18 protein-coding genes are annotated in these 23,281 nt (G+C 27.8%); 16 read left to right on the top strand and 2 right to left on the bottom strand.

Annotated elements, in window-relative coordinates:
* The 12 genes from FJM08_RS00615 to FJM08_RS07220 all read left to right on the top strand — a co-directional run.
* Window positions 1-564 (top strand): KH domain-containing protein (locus FJM08_RS00615; RefSeq protein ID WP_170177176.1); only part of this gene is annotated, 564 nt, incomplete at its 5' end.
* Window position 565: 1 nt separating this feature from the next.
* Window positions 566-2,212 (top strand): hypothetical protein, encoded by a 1,647-nt coding sequence (locus tag FJM08_RS07265; protein ID WP_306769756.1) that lies wholly within the window; start codon window positions 566-568, stop codon window positions 2,210-2,212.
* A gap of 33 nt (window positions 2,213-2,245) precedes the next feature.
* Window positions 2,246-3,619 carry an ABC transporter ATP-binding protein gene (locus FJM08_RS07260; protein WP_140031281.1) on the top strand — a complete coding sequence of 458 codons (1,374 nt, stop codon included), beginning with the start codon at window positions 2,246-2,248 and terminating at the stop codon, window positions 3,617-3,619.
* Window positions 3,609-4,484, top strand: coding sequence for an ABC transporter permease (locus FJM08_RS07255; protein ID WP_140031280.1), 876 nt, complete (start codon window positions 3,609-3,611; stop codon window positions 4,482-4,484). The genes FJM08_RS07260 and FJM08_RS07255 overlap by 11 nt, the downstream gene beginning before the upstream one ends.
* A complete protein-coding gene (locus FJM08_RS07250) occupies window positions 4,477-5,322 on the top strand; it encodes an ABC transporter permease (protein ID WP_140031279.1) in 846 nt (281 codons plus the stop codon). The genes FJM08_RS07255 and FJM08_RS07250 overlap by 8 nt, the downstream gene beginning before the upstream one ends.
* Before the next feature lie 13 nt (window positions 5,323-5,335).
* Window positions 5,336-7,174 carry a hypothetical protein gene (locus tag FJM08_RS07245; protein WP_140031278.1) on the top strand — a complete coding sequence of 613 codons (1,839 nt, stop codon included), beginning with the start codon at window positions 5,336-5,338 and terminating at the stop codon, window positions 7,172-7,174.
* A gap of 93 nt (window positions 7,175-7,267) precedes the next feature.
* Window positions 7,268-8,617 carry an asparagine--tRNA ligase gene (gene asnS / locus FJM08_RS00585; protein WP_140031277.1) on the top strand — a complete coding sequence of 450 codons (1,350 nt, stop codon included), beginning with the start codon at window positions 7,268-7,270 and terminating at the stop codon, window positions 8,615-8,617.
* A 5-nt stretch (window positions 8,618-8,622) separates the two neighbouring features.
* On the top strand, window positions 8,623-9,615 hold the full coding sequence (locus tag FJM08_RS07240; RefSeq protein ID WP_140031276.1) for a glycosyltransferase: 993 nt from the start codon (window positions 8,623-8,625) through the stop codon (window positions 9,613-9,615).
* The gene (locus FJM08_RS07235; protein ID WP_140031275.1) at window positions 9,603-10,253 is read left to right on the top strand and encodes an RDD family protein; all 651 of its coding nucleotides are present in this window, start codon (window positions 9,603-9,605) and stop codon (window positions 10,251-10,253) included. The genes FJM08_RS07240 and FJM08_RS07235 overlap by 13 nt, the downstream gene beginning before the upstream one ends.
* 137 nt (window positions 10,254-10,390) lie before the next feature.
* Window positions 10,391-12,598, top strand: a complete 2,208-nt coding sequence (locus FJM08_RS07230) for an ATP-dependent helicase (RefSeq protein WP_140031286.1) — start codon at window positions 10,391-10,393, stop codon at window positions 12,596-12,598.
* Window positions 12,591-14,150, top strand: coding sequence for an MHO_4530 family protein (locus tag FJM08_RS07225; protein ID WP_140031274.1), 1,560 nt, complete (start codon window positions 12,591-12,593; stop codon window positions 14,148-14,150). The genes FJM08_RS07230 and FJM08_RS07225 overlap by 8 nt, the downstream gene beginning before the upstream one ends.
* A 7-nt stretch (window positions 14,151-14,157) precedes the next feature.
* Window positions 14,158-16,068, top strand: a complete 1,911-nt coding sequence (locus FJM08_RS07220) for a M13 family metallopeptidase (protein WP_140031273.1) — start codon at window positions 14,158-14,160, stop codon at window positions 16,066-16,068.
* Between the two features lie 11 nt (window positions 16,069-16,079).
* Here FJM08_RS07220 and FJM08_RS00555 read toward each other — a convergent pair whose 3' ends face one another.
* Both FJM08_RS00555 and FJM08_RS00550 read right to left on the bottom strand, forming a co-directional pair.
* Complete coding sequence (locus FJM08_RS00555) at window positions 16,080-16,988, bottom strand: nucleotidyltransferase (RefSeq protein WP_140031272.1); 909 nt, start codon at window positions 16,986-16,988, stop codon at window positions 16,080-16,082.
* Window positions 16,989-16,990: 2 nt separating this feature from the next.
* Entirely contained in the window at window positions 16,991-17,206 is a 216-nt protein-coding gene (locus tag FJM08_RS00550; protein WP_140031271.1) for a hypothetical protein, read from the bottom strand.
* A gap of 280 nt (window positions 17,207-17,486) precedes the next feature.
* Between FJM08_RS00550 and mnmE the strand changes: the two genes are divergently transcribed.
* From mnmE to FJM08_RS07215, 4 genes are all read left to right on the top strand, one after another.
* On the top strand, window positions 17,487-18,827 hold the full coding sequence (gene mnmE, locus FJM08_RS00545; protein WP_306769754.1) for a tRNA uridine-5-carboxymethylaminomethyl(34) synthesis GTPase MnmE: 1,341 nt from the start codon (window positions 17,487-17,489) through the stop codon (window positions 18,825-18,827).
* A gap of 1 nt (window position 18,828) precedes the next feature.
* Window positions 18,829-20,172, top strand: a complete 1,344-nt coding sequence (gene rlmD, locus FJM08_RS00540; protein ID WP_140031269.1) for a 23S rRNA (uracil(1939)-C(5))-methyltransferase RlmD — start codon at window positions 18,829-18,831, stop codon at window positions 20,170-20,172.
* Window positions 20,173-20,558: 386 nt separating this feature from the next.
* Window positions 20,559-22,130 carry a type I restriction-modification system subunit M gene (locus FJM08_RS00535; RefSeq protein WP_140031268.1) on the top strand — a complete coding sequence of 524 codons (1,572 nt, stop codon included), beginning with the start codon at window positions 20,559-20,561 and terminating at the stop codon, window positions 22,128-22,130.
* Window positions 22,123-23,271 carry a restriction endonuclease subunit S gene (locus tag FJM08_RS07215; protein ID WP_140031267.1) on the top strand — a complete coding sequence of 383 codons (1,149 nt, stop codon included), beginning with the start codon at window positions 22,123-22,125 and terminating at the stop codon, window positions 23,269-23,271. Before FJM08_RS00535 ends, FJM08_RS07215 begins: the two co-directional genes overlap by 8 nt.
* The last annotated feature ends 10 nt before the right edge of the window (window positions 23,272-23,281 follow it).

Here is a 23,281-nt window from a genome sequence, read left to right as displayed (position 1 = left end):
AACGATTTAAATATTCAAAATAAAATAGCTGTCATTTCCAAAATTGATTTAATAGATGACCGTAGCGAATTAAATAAAAAAGCAAAAAAATTAAAAGAAATTGGTTTTAAGAGAATTTTGGGTGTTGCCAATAATTTAAAGCAAACTTATAGTGATTTAATTGAAGAAATTAAACCGTTTTGCTATGAATCAGAAGCCTTATATGAAGAAGATCAATACGGAGATATTACTCTTCGCTTTATGGCTAAAGAAATAATTAGAGAGGCAGCTATAGAAAATTTATACGAAGAAATACCTCACTCAATAGCTGTAGAAATAAATGAATTTATTGAACCCGATGAAGATGCTTTTCCTTACAAAATTGATGCTACTATTTATGTAAAAAAAGAATCACAAAAAGCAATAGTAATAGGTAAAAGTGGAAGTATGATAAAGAAAATATCTGTGCTTTCTCGCCAAAAAATGATTAATACTTTTCAACATAAAGTTAACTTAGTTATAAAAGTAAAGGTTGATGATAATTGAGTTAACAACGAACAGAAGATTAAAAAATTAGGATATTAAAGTGAAAACGAAATTTTTGACACATAAAATGAGAGTTATTTTATTCTCCCTGCTCACCGTATTTGTATTTATAGTGTTTTTTATAATTTTAGGTTTAAAACTATCCTCCCCTTTTAAAGTAAGTATTTATAACTATGAATCTTACTTAGATAGAAAGATCATTGCTAATTTAAAAAAGAACTATTCATATCATACATTCACAAATTTAGATGAATTTACTAGAGCAATTAAAAATAAAAAAGCTGTTGCCGGTGTTGGTAGCGATTATCAAATTGCACAATTGATTTTGGATAATAAATTAAAAAAAATAAATTTTAAAAAACTATTTAACAATAGTAATTTTGATGATAATGAAATATTAAATTTATATCCTAAAATTGTCAAAGAAAATTTTTCTGCATTTGAAAATTGAATAATTAAAAAAATAATTGAAAAAAATCCAACCAATTTTGGTTATCAAGAATGAAAAAATAACAAAAAAATTGTTTCGCCATTTATTTACTACTCAGAAACTAACGACATTATTGGTTTTGAAATTGACGGTGAAGAAGGCATTGATCGTTTTTATCAATTTCTAATTCCATATTTTATATTAGACAAAATGATTGTTTATAATACCGATAATTCAGCGTTAGACACTTCAAATAGAAGCAATTTAAAAGACAATGTTAATTTTAATGATATTGACGAAAAAGAAACTTGATTCGAGATCATATCATCGTTAAAAAATAAATATAAAAAAACACGTGTTTATTGGACTAATTGGTTTCAAGACAACGCAATGATTGGCCAATTTTATGCACACGAAACATTAAATATAAATCAACAAAATAGTAATAAATGAATTGAATTAAATAAACAAAATTATAAAAAAGTTATCGATTGGTTTTTTGAATTTGTGTTGATGGCCACCGGTAAAAGCATAAAAAATCCAGAATTTAATAAATTAGCCACTGATGGGCAAGAACTTGTTAGTTCAATAATAGAGCCAATTAATGGAAAAGCGGATATTTCTGTAATGTATAACGGCGACGCCATGGACGCTTATTATGGAAATGATAATTTTGAAAAATTAGGTAATAAACCTCATATTGATTTTAAAAGGCCAAAACATAGTTATGTGAACATTGACGCTTGAATAATTTCTAAAGAAACAGATAATTACCAAGCAGATCATTTCTTAAAAATATTAGGCGAAAATTTGTTTTATAAAGGTTTTGCTTCGGAAAATGAAATTGAAAATGAATATTTAAAAAATGTTTTGGCTTTAATTAAAAATGAGAATAAAAATGAGAACATTAATTTTGACGAAATGAAGCAATTATTTTTGAACGGCGATACATTAAATAAAAAAATGTTTTATAAAAAATATTTTACTTTTTTCAAAAATGCATTCACAAATTCAAACTTGCCGTTTATTCAAAATTTTAACACTATTAACTATACACCAGCAAGCAAAAGCACAAATGATTTTTTAAAAAAATGATATTTTTTAAATGAAAATTTGGAACAAGATTTAAAAGCAATAAAAATTTTTGATTTGGAGTTTGAAAACAATGGTAAAACAAAATATAGAATTTATCAACCGTTGGAATTAGAATTAAAAACTTTAATTATTGATTATTATTATGAAACAACAAAATCATAATTCATATGTATTTTTATCAAAGAAAGGTTAATAATGGAAACAAAGACACAGAAAACAAATGCTCCTATTATTGAACTAGTCGATATAGTCAAAGAATTTGAAGACAAAACTGTATTAGACAACGTAAATTTATCGATTGAAAAAGGGGAATTTATTACCTTATTAGGCCCTTCAGGATCAGGAAAAACCACTATATTAAGAATTATTGGTGGTTTTGAATGAGTCACTCGCGGCGAAGTTAAATTTAATGGAAAAGATATTAAAGATTTAAGTCCTCATAAAAGGGAAGTATCAACAATATTTCAAGATTATGCATTATTTCCACATTTAAATGTTGAAAATAACATTAAATATGGTTTGCGTTTAAAAAGAATTCCGTTAGACGGTGCTCCAAAATCTTATGAGAACCGGCTAAAATTGCAGAGAAAAAAATGAAATAAAAAGGCTCGCACTGAAATGCGCATTTTAGACAAAACCATGGAGCATTATGAAAAATTACTTGAAAACTCAAAATTATCGGAAAAAAAACATGATAAATATCAATCGTGAATTGATGATATGGATTTTAAATATTCATATTGAGAAAATTATGTTGATCTAAAAATCGAAGCTTTTGAAAAAAGATATTTAACGCGTCGAATTACTAACAACGAAATGGATAAAGAAGTCCAAAAAATAATGAAACTCGTTGGGTTGGAAGGCAACGAAAAGAAAAATGTTAATTTTCTGTCCGGCGGTATGAAGCAACGGGTAGCGCTTGCTAGATCGTTGGTTATTGAACCTCAAATTTTATTACTAGATGAGCCACTTAGTGCCCTTGATGCTAAGATTAGAGAAAAAATGCAATTTTTATTACGAGACATTCAAAAGAAACTAAAACTAACATTTATTTTTGTAACGCATGACCGAAATGAGGCTCTACAATTAAGCGATAGAATTGCAGTCATTAGAGATGGGAAGGTTGAACAATTCACCACGCCAAGAGAATTATATGATTATCCTGCAAACAAATGAGTTGCTAACTTTATCGGCGATTCAAATTTCTTTGATGCGACTTTTGTAAGAGCAGGAAAAGTTAAATTTATGGGTCGCATATACGATACAATTCACGAGGAATTTGAAGCAAATCAAGAATTAGACGCACTAATTAGACCTGAAGATATTTATATTACTAAATCAAAAACTAATGCTAAATTGACTGGTGAAATAATAGCGGCAACATACGGTGGAAGTTACTATAATTACCAAATTAAGGTTAAAAATAAAATTATAAACATTGAAACTTCAAGCAAACACGATGTTGGAAAAGAAGTATTTTTAAATTGAGATATCGACTCAATCCATCTAATGAAAAAAGATGAAAAATGAAACGAAGAAGATAATAAGGCGGCTGAATATGCAAATTAGAGTGCAGGCGGCAAAAACAAATAAAAAAACTAAACGCCTTGTCGCGGGAAATATTTCCAAATTACAAATTTCGTTACTTATTCCATATATTCTTTTTGCTATTTTGTTTATTATTTTGCCAATGGTTTTAATATTCATTTATGCTCTAAAACCTATCGATGGTCAAAACCGGTTAGATAACTGGGATATTATTGCAAAGGGATCAACTTGACTAATAATTTTTCGCTCTTTATGAACCGGAATTATTGCAGCTACCTTCGCCTTAATCATTGGTTTTCCATATGCTTACATAATTTCAAAATCAAAGTCAAAAATTTTTAGAACTTTATCATTAAGCTTAATGTTAAGTCCTATGGCAATATTTACAATTTCAAAAGCATTGGCAGTTAGAGGATTATTTTCCGCAATCTTTGATGAAAATTATTTGAATAATAATGCTTTTGCAATCTTTGGAATGGTATATTTATTTTTACCATTCATGATTATGCCACTTTATCAAGTTTTAAAGGATATGCCTAAAAATATACTTGAAGCTTCAGAAGATTTGGGATATTCCAAAATTCAAACAATTTTCAAAGTTATTTTGCCATATTGTACAAAAGCAATTTTAAGTGGGTTTGGCGTTGTACTTATGATGTCGGCCACTTCAATTATTATTTCTGATAAACTCTTACCAAACGGAAGCCAAAAACAATTAATTGGAAATCTTATTAATCAATTCGCTAATACTGCAAATCCATTTGATTTAGCAAACGCTTCTTCGTTAGTAATAATCACTTTATTAGTACTTTTAGCAATTTATGGAATTATTTATGGAATACCATATTTAATTGCTAAAAAAAGACAAGGAGGAATATATGAATAAATTCAAATCAATATTAAAACACTCATATGTTATTTTAATATTGGCTAGTTTGTACATTCCAATTATTTTTGGAGCAATATATAGTTTTAATTCTCCTTCTGATAAAGGAATTTTTTCTGTTACTACTTGAAACCGCTCTTCGTTTGATGCATATAAAGAACTATTTTCAAAGTCACATGGTTTAGCTTTTGTTAATTCGTTTTTATTGGGTGTTTCTTCTTCAATTTTAGTAATTACTATTTCGCTACTAACCGTATTTGCCCTATGAAGACATAAAAATAATGCACCTCGTACCTTTGTACAATCAAGTTCAAATATTCCACTAATAAATCCTGACGTTATTACTGGTCTAACTTTAGCAATTGTATTAAATTTAATTTTCTTTGGTACATTAAGTGCGACAAACGAAGGCTTTTTTAGGGCGATTATTGGTCATACGGTTATGTCATTACCATACGGAATACTAATCATGTTGCCCAAAAGCGATAAATTCTCAAAAAACATTTTTGAGGCAAGTCAAGATCTGGGCTATTCAAAAATTAGAACTTGATTTAAGACATATTTTGTTTATATGCTTGGTTCAATAGCCTTTACATTTATTATTACATTTGCACTTTCATTTGATGATTTTATCATTACTAGAATAGTTTCAAACACGGAAACTTTAGGAACTCAACTATATGAAGGACAATTTCAGGCTTGGTCGCTTGCTATTGGCGCTATATCATTATTAATAGTTGTGCTAGGAAATGTTATTTACGGTGCGATTAAAGGATCACAATTCTATAAAACTAAAAAAATTCTACAAAATCAAAATAAAACCACTATTTTAAATTAAGGAAACTTATTAATTGAAATTACGAATTTGAAAAGTGATCCTTTCTGTGTTTATTTTACTTGGAATAGGCGTTTCTATTCTATTGGCATTAATTATAAAATTAGGTAATCAATATCGACCAAGTATTTATAATTACGAATCCTATTTGGCACCGTCCATTATCAAAAAATTAAAACAAAAATATAACTATAAAGAATTTAAAGAAATAAATGAATTTACGCAAGCACTTACTCAAGAAAAAGCCATTGCTGGTGTTGGAAGCGATTTCCAAGCTGCGCAATTAATCATTAACCAAAAAATTCAAAAAATAGATTTTGAAAAAGTTTTTGGCAAAGGTATAAAAAATGTCGATGGCACCCTTTCTTGGGAAAAACTTAAAAAGTTTTACACTCCTGCCGTTTCCAAGCATTTAGAAGCTTTTGATTCGTTAATTCTATCAACACTAACAAAATACGAAAATGAGGGCAATTTAAAAAAATATAGATATTATTTAATTAAAGATAGCGATAACAAGCCTATCGGATATACAACTAAAGCTGATAGTTTAGTTTCTGATCATTTTTATGAGTATGTCTTACCTTATTTTGTTCAAGACAAAGGCATTGCATATAATATAAACAAAGATACTAGACCTGACTTAAATATTAAACTGGCCAATCAAAAATTAAATGATAAAAATCTAAAATTATCTTGAGAAGAAATTTTTACTTTTTTGCGAAAAGCAAATTACACACATTTTGGTTGAACTAACGCATTTGTAGACAATTTAATGATTGGGGCCATGACTTCAGGAGCCAACTGAGAAGATAAATTTACAAAAGTAAATAACGGAACAAGAATTTTTGATTTTAATGACGCAAATTACAAATTAGCCATTAATTCTTTCGTGCAATTTATTGAAAATGCAACAAATAAAAGCATAAAAGAAACTAAATTCAATTACTTAAGTGGTGATGGTTTAGATTTGTTAAATCATTTAATAGAGCCAAAAAGTGGGCGCTCCGATGCGGCTGTAATGTATAATGGTGATGCTATTGATGCATATTATTCTAAAGATAATTTTTCCGGAGTAAAAGAGGGTAAAATTCGTTTTATCAGGCCAAAGGATAATTACATACTAATGGATAACTGAATAATTTCGAAAGGTCTTAGTGAAAAAGATACTGCAGAGTTTTTAAAAACATTAGGTGAATCGCTATATCGCAAATGGAAGTTGGAAGATATTGAAACTAACAACTCAAAAGAATTTACCTCAAAATTAACATCTAATTTCTTTAGTGAATTTGTGGAAACTTTAGAAAATGGCAAAATTAATGAACACAAAACAATATTAACTGAACATATAAATCAATTGTCCAAAATGGAACTAGAAAAATTAAGGGGAGTTTTTGAAAAAACTAATTTATCAAATCATTTTGCTAGTTGAAAAATTCCGTCCATATTAAATGAATCTACTAGTTTAGATTTTAAAAAATGAATAATTAATATGTTCGATAATTTTATTAATAAAGCAGGACAAGCAGAAAATTATGAGTGATTGTTAGTAATTAGAAATTATTTTTCCGACTTGAATATTGTTCTAAGTGATGAAATAGATGATTTTTTTGCTGAAAGTTCAATTGGTGAAATCAAAAATTTTGATTATGTTTCATATACTCCGGCAATCAACTACACATTTGAATTTATTTTAAATTGATATTTCCGTGGCGATGAAATTAGTATGTCAATTTTTAGACAGCCCGAACCGGATCCTGTTAAAAATCCTACATACAAATTGTATACTTACCCAATAATTGACAACAATTTACGAACAAAAATTAATACTTATTTTTATGAGGCTACAAAGTCTTAATTTATCGGCACCATGTGCTGATTTTTTAATTTTATAAATTAATTATTGTAAAATTAATAATAAACAAAAAAGAATATTAAAGAGGTGTTATTTATGGAAATAAAGTCGTTATTTAGTGAATTAGAAACGCTAAAAGATAAAGGCAAATATGAGTTTGAAGGATGAGTTGTTTCTAATCGCGGCAATAATAAAATTACTTTTATAACAATAAATGATGGAAGCACTATTGATAATTTACAATTAGTTATCAAAAATGAGTTAAACGAAGCTTTTGCAACTGATAAAATTGCTTTAGGTTCATCTATTAAGGTTGCCGGAGAATTGAATTTAACATTAGGCGGGAAACAGCCATTTGAATTGCTTGTATCTTCGTTAACGGTGCTAGGGACTGTGGCGGAAGATTTTCCAATACAAAAAAAAGAAACGACATTAGAATTTTTAAGAGAAATTCCGCATTTAAGACACCGTACAAAATTATTTAAAGCTGTTATGTTAATCAGAAATTCACTACTTTTTGAAATTCATAAATACTTTCAAAATCATGGTTTTTTAAATGTTGCTGCTCCAATAATTACTTCAAATGATGGTGAAGGCGCAGGTGAAACGCTTTTGGTAGATGACGAAACTAAAGATTACTTTTTTAAACAAAAGGCTTTTTTAGGAGTTACAGGTCAACTTCATGGCGAATCTTACGCTGCTGGTTTTAAGAAAATATATACGTTTGCACCTACGTTTAGAGCTGAAAATTCGCATACATCAAGACATTTAGCAGAGTTTTGAATGATTGAGCCCGAGGTAGCTTTTTGGGATCTTAAGAAAATTATTCCTTTTGCTGATAATTTATTAAAAACAGCTATCAAGAATACGCTCAAAAATTACAAATCGGAAATGGAATTCTTAAATTCGCTCGACACAAATAATTCGCTTTTAAAAAGATTAGGCGATTTTATAAACAAGGATATTTTTGTTATGGATTATTCAGATGTAATTAATGAATTAAAAAAACACAAAGAAAATTTTGAAATTCAAGATATTTTCTTTGGTATGGATTTAGCATCAGAACATGAAAAATTTTTGTCAGACAAAATCGTTAACGGACCTGTTGCAGTTATTAATTATCCAAAAGAAATTAAAGCATTTTATATGCATCAAAATCCTGACAACAAAACTGTAGCAGCTTTTGATTTACTAGTTCCCGGAATAGGTGAACTAATTGGTGGTAGTCAACGTGAAGCAAACTATGATAAATTGATTCAAAGACTAAAAGAATTAAATATACAACAAGAACCTTTGCAATGATACTTAGACTTACGTAGATTTGGATATGCCCCAACTAGTGGTTTTGGAATAGGTTTTGAAAGATTGGTTATGTATGTCACCGGTATGAGCAATATAAGAGATGTAATTCCTTATCCAAGAGTTTCTGGCCAAATAAAGATGTAGGAAATATGAAAAAAAATAATAATTTAACAATCGTTGTTCCAATTTATAAACCAACAATTTCAATTGATGACATAATATACAATTTGCTTAAGCAAAAAGACCAAAACTTTAATACTGTAATCGTAATTGATAAGCCTACCGAATCTGATTTGGAATCACTATCGAAATTGAAATCTAAATTTGACAAAAGATTAGAAATAATTATTAACTCTAGCCACTTAAATTTAAGTCAGGTGTTAAAACAAACGATTGAATATGTTCAAACAGAGTATACTTACATTTTATTTTCCTATGTAACTTTAAAAAGCGGTTTCATAAAAAATATTAATTGTTTTTTAGATAATGAGATACACCCCGATTACATTGAACTATTAAGTACAATGTCGGGCATTATTGAACACAAATTATACGGTTCATTTTTTGAATCTGGCAAGCTAATTAATATTGAAAATAATGCCTTACCGCTGGCTCTTACTGCTCCTTTTTCTTTTACTTTTTTAGCAAAAACGAAAATTATTAAGGAAGTTATTGAAGGAAATAAATACAAAGGCGGTAATTTACAATATTCACCATTTTATTCAATTAGATCACTCTTGCTTTCAAAAACGTATGTATTTTTAGATACTACTTGAGTAACTGATTATAATCATGAAGTTTTAATTTTGAATCCGAAATCGCTAAACAAAAGCTGACAAATTATTAAAGGTTATATACCAGGAGATTTAGTCGCAATACAGCAAGCGTTAGAATTTGCAAAATTTTTAAATTTTTATTACTATTTTGCGGGCTATTTAGGAGGTTGCAAAACCAAAAGCAAATCGCTTAAAGGATTAAAGAATCTTTTAGAATCAGAATTAAAAACAATTGATTTAGATTTTGACAAATTTGCTGCAAATAACCCATATTTTAAATTATATGATAGTAAACAAATTAGAGAATTCGCACTAGATTCAAGAAAATGAAATTCGATTTTTAAAAAAGTTATATGACAAAAATAAACAAAAAAGCAAACTTTTGAACTCGTTTGTTAGCCACTACGATTGATTTATTAATATTTTTTTCTTTCTTAATAACTAGTACTTTTTTAGTTTTTGATTTTAAAAATGCTAATTTTTTTAACAAATGAACCTATTATGTTTGATTACCACTTAGCATATTGTTTATTTGTTATATTTGAATAATAATCCCTATTGTTTTTAGTGGGCAAACCATTGGCATGTTTTTTTGTAAAATAAAAATTATGCCACAGGATAACAAAACAAAACTTAGTAAGGCTATTTTTAATCGACAAAGGATTTTTGCTTTAGTCTGAATGATTGTTTTTCTTTTGTTTATGATTATGGTTTCACCTGATTTATTTTTAAAGGCTGCTATCATTAGGCAAAATAAATCTTTTTCCCTAGTTGAAAAATTTTGTCTTTCGATTCCTTCTACACTTGCAAGCATAGCGATTTTTACACAAACATTTTTAATTATTACTAACGCGAAGTCTACACGAATTGGTTTAAATGATAATTTATCTGATACTTTTACCGTTTGAATAAATAAGTATGAATTATTAGGAGAAAACGAAGTTAATACTCGCAAAATTTTGCCCAAAAAAAGAGTTTTGCCAACAATTAAATTTGAAAATTAAATAGCTTATGCTATTTTTTTATTTTTGGCAGTGATACACATGGAATTATGGTGCAAAATGTTATAATTATTAAAGATATTTTTAACTACAAAAAAATTTTTGTTAAAATTATACTCATTTTTTTAGAAGGTGATTGTATGGTTGATTTATCAATGCTAAACGAACAACAAAAAACTGCTGTTATGTATAATGATGGCCCACTTAGAATTATAGCTGGTGCCGGCTCAGGAAAAACAAAAGTTTTAACGCATAAAATTGCGTATTTAATTGCGTCCTTAAAAGCTAATCCTAGCCGAATCTTAGCTCTAACTTTTTCAAATAAAGCAGCTAACGAAATGAAACAACGTGTTTTTCGTTTACTTGCAAAAAACAACTTGGATGCTCAACCAATAATTTCTACTTTTCATGCTATGTGTGCGAAAATTTTGAGAAGTGAAATTCACAATTTTGGATATTCAAATGACTTTCAAATATTAGATGAATTAGACCAAAGAGAAGTTTTAAAAATTGTTTATTCAGAACTAAACATTTCCTATAATGAATATACATATTCATCAATAATTTCTTATATTCAAAATCAAAAAAATCAACTGTTTGAAATTAACAAAACCGAAATTAAAGATATTTTCACGCCCGGTTCGGCCGAAGAACAAATTGATGAGACAAAGCGTAAAATTTTTGAAAATTATCAAGCACATTTACAACGTTCACGATCTTTAGACTTTGATGATCTTTTAGTATTTGTATATAGATTGTTTTATGATCCAAAATACATAAACATTGCTAAAAAATGAGAAAAAAGATTTGACTATGTTTTAATAGACGAATTTCAAGATACAAGTATTTTACAATATAAGATTTTGCAAGCTATTGCTAAAAATAGTCTTGTTACCATCGTTGGCGATCCCGATCAAACGATTTATTCATGAAGAAATGCCGATATTAGCATTATCATGAATTTTGACAAAGATTATCCAAATACCTTAACAGTAAAATTAGAGCAAAATTATCGTTCAACAAAACGTATTTTACGAGCAGCTAATGAACTAATTTCACACAATAAATTAAGATTGGAAAAGAAACTTTATACTGAAAACGATGAAGGCGAAGATATTGATTTTTACTGCGGCTTTAGCGACGAAGCAGAAGCTAGATGAATAGCTAACAAAATTTCCACATTAAAGAAAAATCGTGTGCAATTAAAAAATATTGCAATTCTTTACCGTGTTAATAGTTATTCGCGGGCAATTGAAGAAGCTTTAATTCGAGAAAATACAATTTATAAACTATTTGGTTCAATTAAATTTTATCAAAGAGAAGAAATTAAAGATGCACTAGCATATTTGAGAGTTATTCACGATGGAAGCGAAATATCACTATTAAGAATTATTAATAAACCTGCTAGAAAAATAGGCGATGTTACAATCGATAAATTGCTAGAATTTGCTCGTTCAAAAAATAAGGATTTATTTAATTGTTTGCAAGATGATTTTGATGAAATACATAATGAATTAAGAATTTCTTTTGATACGCTAAAAAATCTAGCAGATTTAATTAACCAAATTAGATGAGCAAGAAGAGCAATCCAACAAAATTCCATTCATGTTACATTAAAGGAATTTATTGTTAACAAAATTAAATATTTTGAACAAATAAAAAAATCAGAGGAAGAATATGAAAGCAGGATGGAGAACTTTACAAGTTTAATTGAAGCAATTGAAGAATGAGAAACTAAAAATATTCATGGAACAATTGATGAATACTTGCAAGAGATTACACTAATTACTGATCGTGATGTTGAAGACGACGCTGTAAGCTTTGTGTCATTAATGACCGCGCACAATGCTAAAGGGTTGGAATTTGATTATGTCTTCATTGCTGGTTTATCTGAAAATATTTTTCCTTTACGTAGAGCAATAATTCTTTCGCCTCAAAAGGATTTTATTTATTTAAAAAACTTACACGAACAAGAAGAAAATCTTGAAGGATTAGAAGAAGAAAGACGTTTAGCGTACGTTGCAATGACAAGAGCAAAATTAAAACTATTTCTTTCATTTTCAGCTGGCAAAAATGGTGTCAATAAACGTAGCAGATTTCTAGGTGAATCAGGAGTAAATGAATCAAAATCAATTCGCATTGCTCGCAATTTTTCTATAGCACAAGAAATTCATGCTAATAATAATAATTTAATTGTTGGCGACTATATTACTCACAACACATATGGCAGAGGAATAATTATTGATATGGTGGAAGCAGTTATTGAGGTCAAATTTGATGATGGAAAAATTAAAAGATTAGCCAAAAATCATCACTCGATTAAAAAATGAGAGGAAACAAATGTTTAATCTAGCAACAATTTCTGCTTTTTTGCTAATAAGTGTTATGGCGGTTTTCATTGCAATAACTTTAATAATTAATGTATGAGTTAAAAGCAAAAATACCGCTCATAAAAACTCTGCCATGTTTTTCTCTTTTACTTTAGATTTTCAAAAAAATCGAATTAAAATAAATAATGATAACGAAGTTTACACCCCTAATCCTTGATTTGTTGCAAAAACGCTTTTGGCCACCAAACAATGAGTCAGCGTAAATGATTTTTTTCATTTTTTTTCAGAACATGATAGATCGCAAATTATGCAATTAATTCAAGATCAAAAGATAACAAAATATGAATGTAGCATTACTAATAAGAAAAGAAAAAACTCATTAACCACAATTACATTTGATTTTGGTTTTTATGATAAAAAACAAGTTTTAGGAAATGTAACCTGAAAAATTACAAATGCTAAAGAAAACAAAGTATTTAAAGCGATAAATTACAATTTAGAATATTTGTTTGATAAAAATAGTAAATATGAAACAATAGTTTTTATTTTAAACACAAAGAATATTTACGATATCACTAATTTCATAAATATTTTTAAAGAAAGATGCGCGAAAAAAAATATTTATGAAATTCACTTATTTTTAAAGTGAGATAAATTATTTTTTGTTTTCCCAAAGGATAAATTTACCCACGATAAAATTAAGTCTTCAACAAAACAAATTATTGATTGAGCTAGAATATACATCAAATCTTATTCTAAAATTATTAGATTAAATGAAATGTTGATACAAAAAATTGGCGAAGATAATTTTGAGAAATTTTTTGATTATATAAAGTTACAATATAAAACAGATGACAATATTTTAATTAATAACATATTTAGCAACCTCTTTGATTCTGAAAATTACAAAAAGTATATAAATGCGTTTTCAAATATTGAAAAAATAATTAGAAAAAAACAAAATTTAGAAGTTAAAGATTTATTAATTCATAAAATGCGCTCAAAACCTAAAATTAAAAAAGAAATTATTTTACCAAAACTATTTAAAAATCTAGATGTTGAAAATGATCGCATTTTAGAATCGCTTGATATTCATAGAAATTTTTATACGTCCATTTATGAAAATTTAGAGGCTGTAGATTTAACCGATAAATTCATATTGTGTAAAGACTTTATTTTCAATACCATTAAACCCGAAAATGTTATTGCTGCCCAAAAAGCTTTCCCATCATATGTACAATTTATTGAATACACAAGTTATAAGAGCACAAACAAACTATTTGAAACTTATAACAAACTAAAGCAAAAAACTAAGAAATTTGCATTAGGCCTTAAAATTGATCAAATCAATGACAATGTCATTAATATTATTGGTGATTGACTAAAATATATATGAATTGATGAGACCTTAGTTAATAATATTAATAATCCTAGTTATTCACTTTTGATTAACATAATACTTATCAAAGCTAAAGAAAATAAAATAAAAATTATTTTAGAAAATTTTAATTACAAGCTTTACAAAAAGACATTAGATCAAAAAATAACAAACATAATGTATACCGAATAGGAGAAATATGAAAAAAGAACTTTTAAAACAGGATTTTTATGAAGCAATTAACGGACAATGAATTGAAAAACATAAAATTCCGCAGCATAAAACCACGATTGGTTCATTTTCGGATATTGATGAAAAATTAGAAACAATAAAAAACAAATTATTAAAAAAATGACAAGAAGATAGTAATGATATAAAAGATAACAAACATCTTTTAGAAATGATTAAATATTTTTCTTTATTTAATAATTGAAACGAAAGAAAAATTAATGGTGTAAAACCAGCAATAGAAATTTTAAATTTTATTAACAACTTAAAAGATTGAAAAGATGTTGAAAAAAATTATTCTAAACTAACGCACTGAGGATTAAAAACTCCAATTCCTTTTTGAGTAGGGACGGATTTTAAAAATAGCGATATTGAAAATCTTTACTTATCAGATCCAAGTACTATTTTGCCTGAAAAAAATTATTACGCTAACGAAGATAAGAAAAAAAATTTACAGGCATTATGAAGTGCAATGGTTGAAAAATTACTGGTTAAATTCAATAAAAACAAGAAGCAAAATAAAGAATTAATCGCAAAAGCATTAAAATGAGATGAATTAGCAGCACAATATATTTTGTCAGCTGAGGAAAGCGCAATATATACTAATTTATATCATCCAAAAGCAATACAATATGTAAAGGAAACTATTAAATTATTGGATGTAGATAAAATTGTTAATAATCTTGTAAATCAAAATGTTGAGACAATTATCGCTGTTGACGATAATTTAGTGGAAAATTATAATAAATTAATTACTAATGAAAATTTTGAATTATATAAAGCCTATTTATATATTGAAACTATGTTGTTCTTAGCGAAATTCCTTGACTATAATTCGCTTGTTATAGCTGGTGAATTTAGTCGTGCTATTGTAGGGCAAAAAAAACCTTTATCTAAACAAAAAACTGCTATTAGAGCCGTTGCTGATGGAACTTTTTCGATGCCATTTGGTAAATATTATGGCGAAATGTATTTTGGCCCCAAAAACAAAGAAACCGTCGAAAAAATGGTCCAAAGTATGGTTAATATATATAAGCATAGATTAGAAAATAACACATGATTAAGTTCTAAAACACGAGAAAAGGCGATTTTGAAACTAAACAAAATTAGTGTTCATGTGGGATATCCTGAAAAATACGAAAGTTTTTATAACAAATTGATTGTAAAAAAATACAATGGCTTTGATGATCTACTACAAAATTCTCTAGAATTTAATTTACAAGCATCAATTTATTCTTTTAGTAAGTATATGAAAAAAATTGATAAAAACTTTTGAGGTATGAGCCCTGCTGTGGTTAATGCATACTATAGCCCAAGTCAAAACAAAATTGTTTTTCCTGCCGCAATTTTGCAAGCGCCATTTTATAACGAAAAACAAAGTTCAAGCGTTAATTATGGCGGAATCGGCGCGGTAATTGCGCACGAAATATCACACGCCTTTGATAATAACGGGGCCAATTTTGATGAAAACGGTAATATGGAGAATTGGTGAACCGACGAAGATAAAAAACAATTTGAACTCAAAGCTAAAAAAATGATTGAATTATTTGATGGCGAAGAAACTTCGGTTGGAAGATGTAATGGCAAGTTATCCGTTTCTGAAAATATTGCTGACGCTGGTGGATTATCGTGTGCATTAGAATCCGCTAAATTAGAAAAGGATTACAACCCTAAAAAGTTCTATATTAACTTCGCAACTATTTGAAGAATAAAAAGAAGAGATGAAATAGCGAGATTACTTTTAGATATCGACGTGCACGCACCTGCAAAATTACGCGCCAATATACAAATAAAAAACTCTGATGATTTCTATAAAACCTTTAAAATTACAAACAAAGACCCAATGTATTTAGCTCCTGAAAAACGTGTAAAAATATGATAAATCAAGAAGCTTTATGCTTCTTTTTTTATACCCAACAAAACGTATAGTAAAACCCTTTTAATTCTACTTTTTGTATATCTTTTAGAGGAACACAAATCAATAAATTCACTATAGTTTTTTGCTAGACTTATATTTTTCTTAAATAAATTCTCCATGCCTTCTGAAACCAACATTATTTGTGCAAGTTCACTAGCAGAACTTTTCATTATAACCTCTTTCATTTCTAAAAATTTGTCTTCTATTTTAGGAATCGGTTGAGATATTTGCATAGGTGAATATTGCGAAATATTTTTGCCATCTTTCAACATTTTACGTAATAGTGTAGCTGATGCATATTTTTGTTTACCTTCTAATGAAGAGTGCTCAGCTGTACGCAATACGCATTCAAGTTTGACATTAATATTATTATTAATTATGTATTTGGTATACTCAAAACCTAAAATGTCTTGAGGTATCAGCTCTTCGTCGCCCAAAATTTGGTGCATAGCACTGTACGTGCTAGCAACATAAGATTTTCCTTCTTTAAGATTTTTTTTAACTAGGATATTATATTTTTCTAAATTATCTTTTAAAGTTTGTGCAGCAAAAATATATTTATTTATATTGTCCGTGTCGCTTGCACCAAAACAAATAACATCAACATCTTTTGATATTAATTTTTTTATTGAACCTTCTGCAAAAACATGAGCTGCTTGTGTTGAAGTGAAAAAATCTAATTCAATTACTTCGTTTACACCATATTGTAACGCAATTTCTTTGCGTTCCGAAAAAGATGCGCACGCTATTTCGCCTCTTTGCACATAATCAGATGATAAAGCAACAACTATCTCGCAGTTTGGGAAACGTCTTCTAATTTCGCTAATTAAATATATATGTCCGTTATGAAATGGATTGAATTCGGCAACAAAGCCTATTTTCATATTTATTTCTTTTCCTTTTTAATAGGTTTTTTTATTTTTATTTCTTCGAAACCCGCTAAATCTTCGGGTTTTCAAATTTCAAGTTCGGTTGTTTGCTCTATAAAATCATTTGCAACTAATTGAATGTCATCTGCAATAACAAAATCTAGGCCTTGATTAACTTTTTTTACTTTTCGCTTAATTTGTGTGCTACTCTTCTTTGTCTCGGTGTTTTTCATAAATCAAATTATAACATAACAAAATATGTAATTCTAGATAGTAAATTTATTAATGGTAAATTAGTTAACATTTTGCAAATTTTAATAGTTAATTATTAACATAAATAATTGCCTTATTTTATGAGTAAAAAACGGTTATTAACATATAGACAAGCTTTATTATTATATTTAATCTAAATAACAAAATAAACAAAAGCGATATTTAAATTTAACTGCCTTGTTTTGGGCTAAAAAGAAATATTATCTATTTTATAAATAAGATAAATTATATAATTTAAGAATGAATTTTAACGACACAATCACTGCTATTTCATCAGGTAACATTAATCAAGCTATATCTATAATAAGAATCTCGGGTCCTGATTCGATAGCAATAGTAAAAAAAATATTTAAAGGTAAAATAGGTAAGGATAAAACTATAACTTTCGGAAATATTATCGATAACAAAACAAACAAAATGGTTGATGAGGTTTTAGTTAATTGATTCATTGGTAACAAAAATTATACCGGTGAGGACACAGTTGAAATAAATGCTCACGGCGGCATTGTTGTAACTAACAAAATTCTTAACTTACTATTAGCTAATGGAGCAAGATTGGCGGAACGTGGCGAATTTACAAGACGGGCTTTTTTAAATGGCAAATTAAATTTAGATAAAGCAGAAGCTATTAATAGTTTAATCCACGCGAAAACAAACAAGCAGGCAGAAATAGCAATTTCACAGTTCAATAAAAACGATAATTTTTTAATTGAATCCCTAGAATCCGAATTATTGAAAATTGTTTCAATAACCGAAATAAATATTGATTATTCAGAATACAACGATATTGAACAATTAGATAAAAACAAATTGTTACCGTTGGTTGAAAATCTAAAAAATAAAATTAAAGTCATTATTGATAAATCGGAAAATGCATGCGATATATATAAAGGTGTTTCTGTTGCTATTGTTGGTAAGCCAAATACAGGGAAATCTTCCTTACTAAATTGTTTGCTAAAAAAAGACAAAGCGATTGTAACAGATATAGCAGGAACAACAAGAGATATTGTTGAAGGCGAATTTGAAATAAACGGAATTTTGTTTAAATTAGTAGATACAGCCGGAATTCGTAATACATCCGATTCAATAGAATCAATTGGTATAGAAAAATCTAAGCAAGCGATACAAGAGGCAAAAATTGTAATTCATATGCATGAGCCAAATACTAACAATGATAAAGAAGATAATGAAATAAAAAAATTAGCAGAAGGTAAACAATATATTGAAGTAATAAATAAAATTGATACATTAAGCGACTTAAAATTTAAAAAAAACAAAATTTATATTTCTGCAAAAAACGCTAATGTTTGAGAACTTAAAAATGAATTAATCAAACGTTATTTAAACATCGATTTAGACGATAACGAAATCATTTATAACAATCGAAAACTTGCGCTTTTAAACGAATGTTATATTTCCTTAAACGAGTCTATAAATGGTTTAGAAAGTGGTTTTGGTCCTGAAGTGGTTATTTTAGATTTAACAAAAGCGTGAGGATGTTTAAGAGAAATGTTGAATAAACAACACGATAACGAAGCACTTTTAGACAATATGTTTAGTAAATTTTGTTTAGGAAAATAAAATGAATGATCTTGGCAAAAATAAAAAAATTTACAAAAATGTTTGTGTGACAGAAATGAGTTATGAAGGATTTGGCGTTGTAAAATTGAAAGACTTTACAATTTTTGTTGAAAATTTATTGATTGATGAAGTAGCAGATATTGAACTTTTTTGAGAAAACAAGAAAATTGCGTTTGCAACTGTCACTAACTATATAAAAAAATCAAAACTAAGAATAGAACCAAAATCAACAAAATTATTACAAAGCGGAGCGGCACCGCTTTGCGTTTTATCATATGAAAATCAATTAAAATTCAAACAATATACCATTGAAAAGCTTTTTAAAAGAAATTTACTCGAATTAAAAATAAACAAAATAATTCCTTCGCCAAACGAATATTATTATCGAAATAAAATCTCATTACATGTATTAAACGAAAACAATAAATTTAAATTTGGTTTTTTTAAAAAATATTCACATTTATTAATTGAACAAGAAGCTCTATTCTTAGCTCATAAAGAAATTAATGAAATATTTTTAAAATTTAAAGAAATAGTAAATAATAACAACGATTTATTTACTATATTAACGAACGCAAAGTTTAATGAAATAACAATAAAACACTCTAATTTTACAAACGAAAAACAAATAATTATGATTTGCGAAAAAGTTTTATATTTAAATACAAATCAAAAAAAATTAATTAAAAATGCAACAGGAATAAACTCGTTAATTTTAAATATTAGAAATAAACATGATAATTTTTTTAGAACATTAATTGGCAATGAGTTTATCACATACAAAATAAACGATTTAAAATTTAAAGTTGCAAATGATTCGTTTTATCAAGTTAATGAATTGCAAACCAAATATATGTATGAATGTGTTTGCAATTTAATTTCAAATGATTGCAACAATGTTATTGATGCTTTTTCTGGTGTGGGAACCATTGGTTTATTTCTTTCAGCTAAATCAAAAAAAGTAACTTGTGTTGAAATAAATAAATTTGCAACAAAATGTGGGATTGATAACGCTATAACAAACAAGAAAATTAATATAACTTTTGTAAATGATGATGTAACAGAATATTTAATAAAAAATAATACAAACACAAACGATGTGATTGTGTTTGACCCGCCTCGATCAGGAATAGATAAAAAAGTTATAGACAACGTGGCACAAGCGAAAATAAAACAAGTTATTTATATAAGTTGTAATCCGCGAACTTTGGTTAGAGATTTAATTTTATTTAACGAAAAAGGATATCAAATAAGTTTTGTTCAACCTATTGATATGTTTCCACAAACATTTCATGTAGAATGTATAGTGTTAATACAGAAAGAAAAACCCAAACAGTCTATATAGTCTTACAAATATTTTCTTTTTGATAATTAAAAATAGGTAAACTATTTGTTTTTAAAAATATTTTGATATATTTTCACAAATTTGTGGTGATTAAAATAAATGTAATAGTATTTGTTGAATTAATAAATGACGAGATTAGAGCGGTGTAAATTTATAAAGAGGTTAATTAAAATGTGTAAAGAATGCTATGTTGATAATAATAGAATAACTCCGCCTTCAAATCCATTAGATTGTTTCAAAAACCAACCACTTAGAATAGACAGCGCCTAATTTTTAGTTTAAACAATAATTTTTCTTGACAATGTTGTTTAAATACTAAATTTTATAGTTATAAGGGTAAAATATTAATTATTAATAAAAAAAATTTTTAATTTTTAGGGGTAAAAATGTCAAATAAAAATAATGAATCTACACAAAAAGCCGATCTTTATAAAGCTATTTGACAGATTGCCAACGATTTGAGGGGCGCTGTTGATGGTTGAGATTTCAAGCAATATGTTTTAGGAATTTTATTTTATAGATTTATATCCGAAAACATTACGAAATATTTTAATGATTCAGAACATGCAGCAGGAAACAAAGATTTTGACTATGCTCAAATAAGTGACGAAGAAGCTACAAAATATTTTAAACCCAATACAGTCGAGGAAAAAGGGTTTTTTATTTTGCCAAGCCAATTATTTGAAAATGTAGTTAGAAAAGCCATAAAAAATAATGCGAATCTAAATAAAGATATCGACAATATATTTAAATCAATTGAGCAAAGCGCTTTGGGCCATGAATCTGAAGATGATATTAAAGGCTTGTTTAAAGATGTTGATGTTACAAGTGATAAATTAGGTGATACCGTCAACGGAAAAAACGATCGTTTGTTAAAAGTTCTAACTGGAATAAAAAGCATTAATTTTGGTATTGAAAATTCTGATATTGATATATTTGGCGATGCATATGAATATTTAATCTCGCAGTATGCTTCTAATGCTGGAAAATCCGGCGGTGAATTTTTTACACCACAAACAGTATCGAAACTTTTAGCTAGAATTGTTATGAACGGACAAGATAAAATTAACAAAGTATACGATCCTGCTTGTGGTTCAGGTTCACTATTATTGCAAATGAAAAAACATTTTGATAAACATATATTAGAAGAAGGTTTCTTTGGGCAAGAAATAAACATCACAACTTATAACCTTGCTCGTATGAATATGTTTTTACATAATGTTAATTACAATAAATTTAGTATAAAACTAGGTGACACTTTATTAAATCCATTACATAAAGACGAAAAGCCATTTGATGCAATTGTTTCAAATCCCCCGTATTCAATAAAATGAATAGGAGATGATGATCCTACTTTAATAAATGATGAACGTTATGCTCCAGCGGGAAAACTAGCACCGAAATCATATGCAGATTATGCCTTTATAATGCATTCATTAAATCATCTTTCAGCAAAGGGTAGAGCTGCAATAGTATGCTTTCCTGGAATTTTTTATCGTTCAGGCGCGGAGCAAAAAATAAGACAATACTTAGTTGATAATAACTTTGTAGATTGTGTTATTCAGCTGCCCGAAAATTTATTTTACGGAACATCAATTGCTACATGTATTTTAGTTTTAGCACGTAACAAAAAAGATAACAAAATTTTATTTATAGACGCAAGTAAGGAATTTGAAAAAGATAAAAATAACAATAGATTATCTGAATTAAACATAAAAAATATTGTTGCTGAGTTTGCAGAAAGAAAACAAATTGATTATTTTTCTGCTAATATCGATAAAAACAAAGCGGTTGAAAATGATTATAACTTGAGCGTATCAACATATGTTGAAAAAGAAGACACAAAAGAAAAAATTGATATAAAAGTTTTAAACAAAGAAATTGAAGAAACTGTAGCAAGAATAGATACACTTAGAGCATCAATAAACGAAATTGTAAGAGAGCTAGAAAATGAGTAAAATAAATAAATTGTTAAAGAATGAAAAGATTCAGTTAAAAAAGCTAGAAAATCTATTGGATTATGTGCAACCATCAAAATACATTGTGAAATCTACAAAATATGATAGTAGATATAAGACTCCAGTTTTAACCGCTGGGAAGACCTTCATTTTAGGTTTTACAAATGAAGTGGAAAATATTTACAAAGCTGATGAGAATAATCCGGTTATTATATTTGATGATTTTACGGCAAGTAATCATTGGGTAGATTTTAATTTCAAAGTTAAATCATCGGCAATGAAGATTTTGAAACCTAAAGATGGTGTTAATTTAAGATATTGTTATCATTATATTCAAACCATAAGCATAGATACAACAGAGCACAAGCGTTTATGGATTTCTAAATTTTCGCAAATCAAAATTCCAGTTCCACCAATAGAAATTCAGAATGAAATAGTTAAAATTTTAGATAAATTCACCGAGCTTACAGCTGAGCTTACAGCTGAGCTTACAGCTGAGCTTACAGCAAGGCAAAAGCAATATGAATACTATAGAAATACCTTATTAAACTTTAATGATATAAAACTGGGGGGGGCAATAAGAAAAAGTAAATTGGGTGATTTAATTTCCATAAATAGAGGAACAAGACTAACGAAGGATCAATTGTCGGAAAAATTTGAATATGAAGTTTATCACGGCAGTAAGGATACTCCGCTTGGCAGATATAGTTTATGAAATGCTCCAAAAGATACAATCATAATTGTAAATACAGGAGGAGTAGGCGGAGTAAAATATTTAGATAAGGAATTTTGATGTTCAGACGGTAGCTTTTGATTGGATAAAAATGACGAAATAATACCTAAGTATCTTTACTATGTTTTATCGAAAAACGAAAAATATTTTGCTACAAAAAAACGAATTGCAGGTGTTCCAACAATTGATAAAAAGATAATTGAGAATTTTGAAATAAAAATACCTTCTATTGAAATCCAAAAAAGAATAGTGTATGTTTTAGATAATTTTGAAAAAATTTGTTTGGATTTAAATATAGGACTTCCTTCGGAAATAGACTTAAGACAAAAACAATATGAATATTACCGTGATTTACTTCTAACATTTTCTAATGACTTGACTGGGGGGGGCATAGCCAAGATGAAGTAAAATTGTTACA

Source organism: Metamycoplasma equirhinis (genome assembly GCF_006385185.1).
Lineage (GTDB): Bacteria > Bacillota_I > Bacilli_A > Mycoplasmatales > Metamycoplasmataceae > Metamycoplasma > Metamycoplasma equirhinis.
Note: the sequence above shows the minus strand (reverse complement) of the source record. Positions and strands in the feature narration are given on the sequence as shown.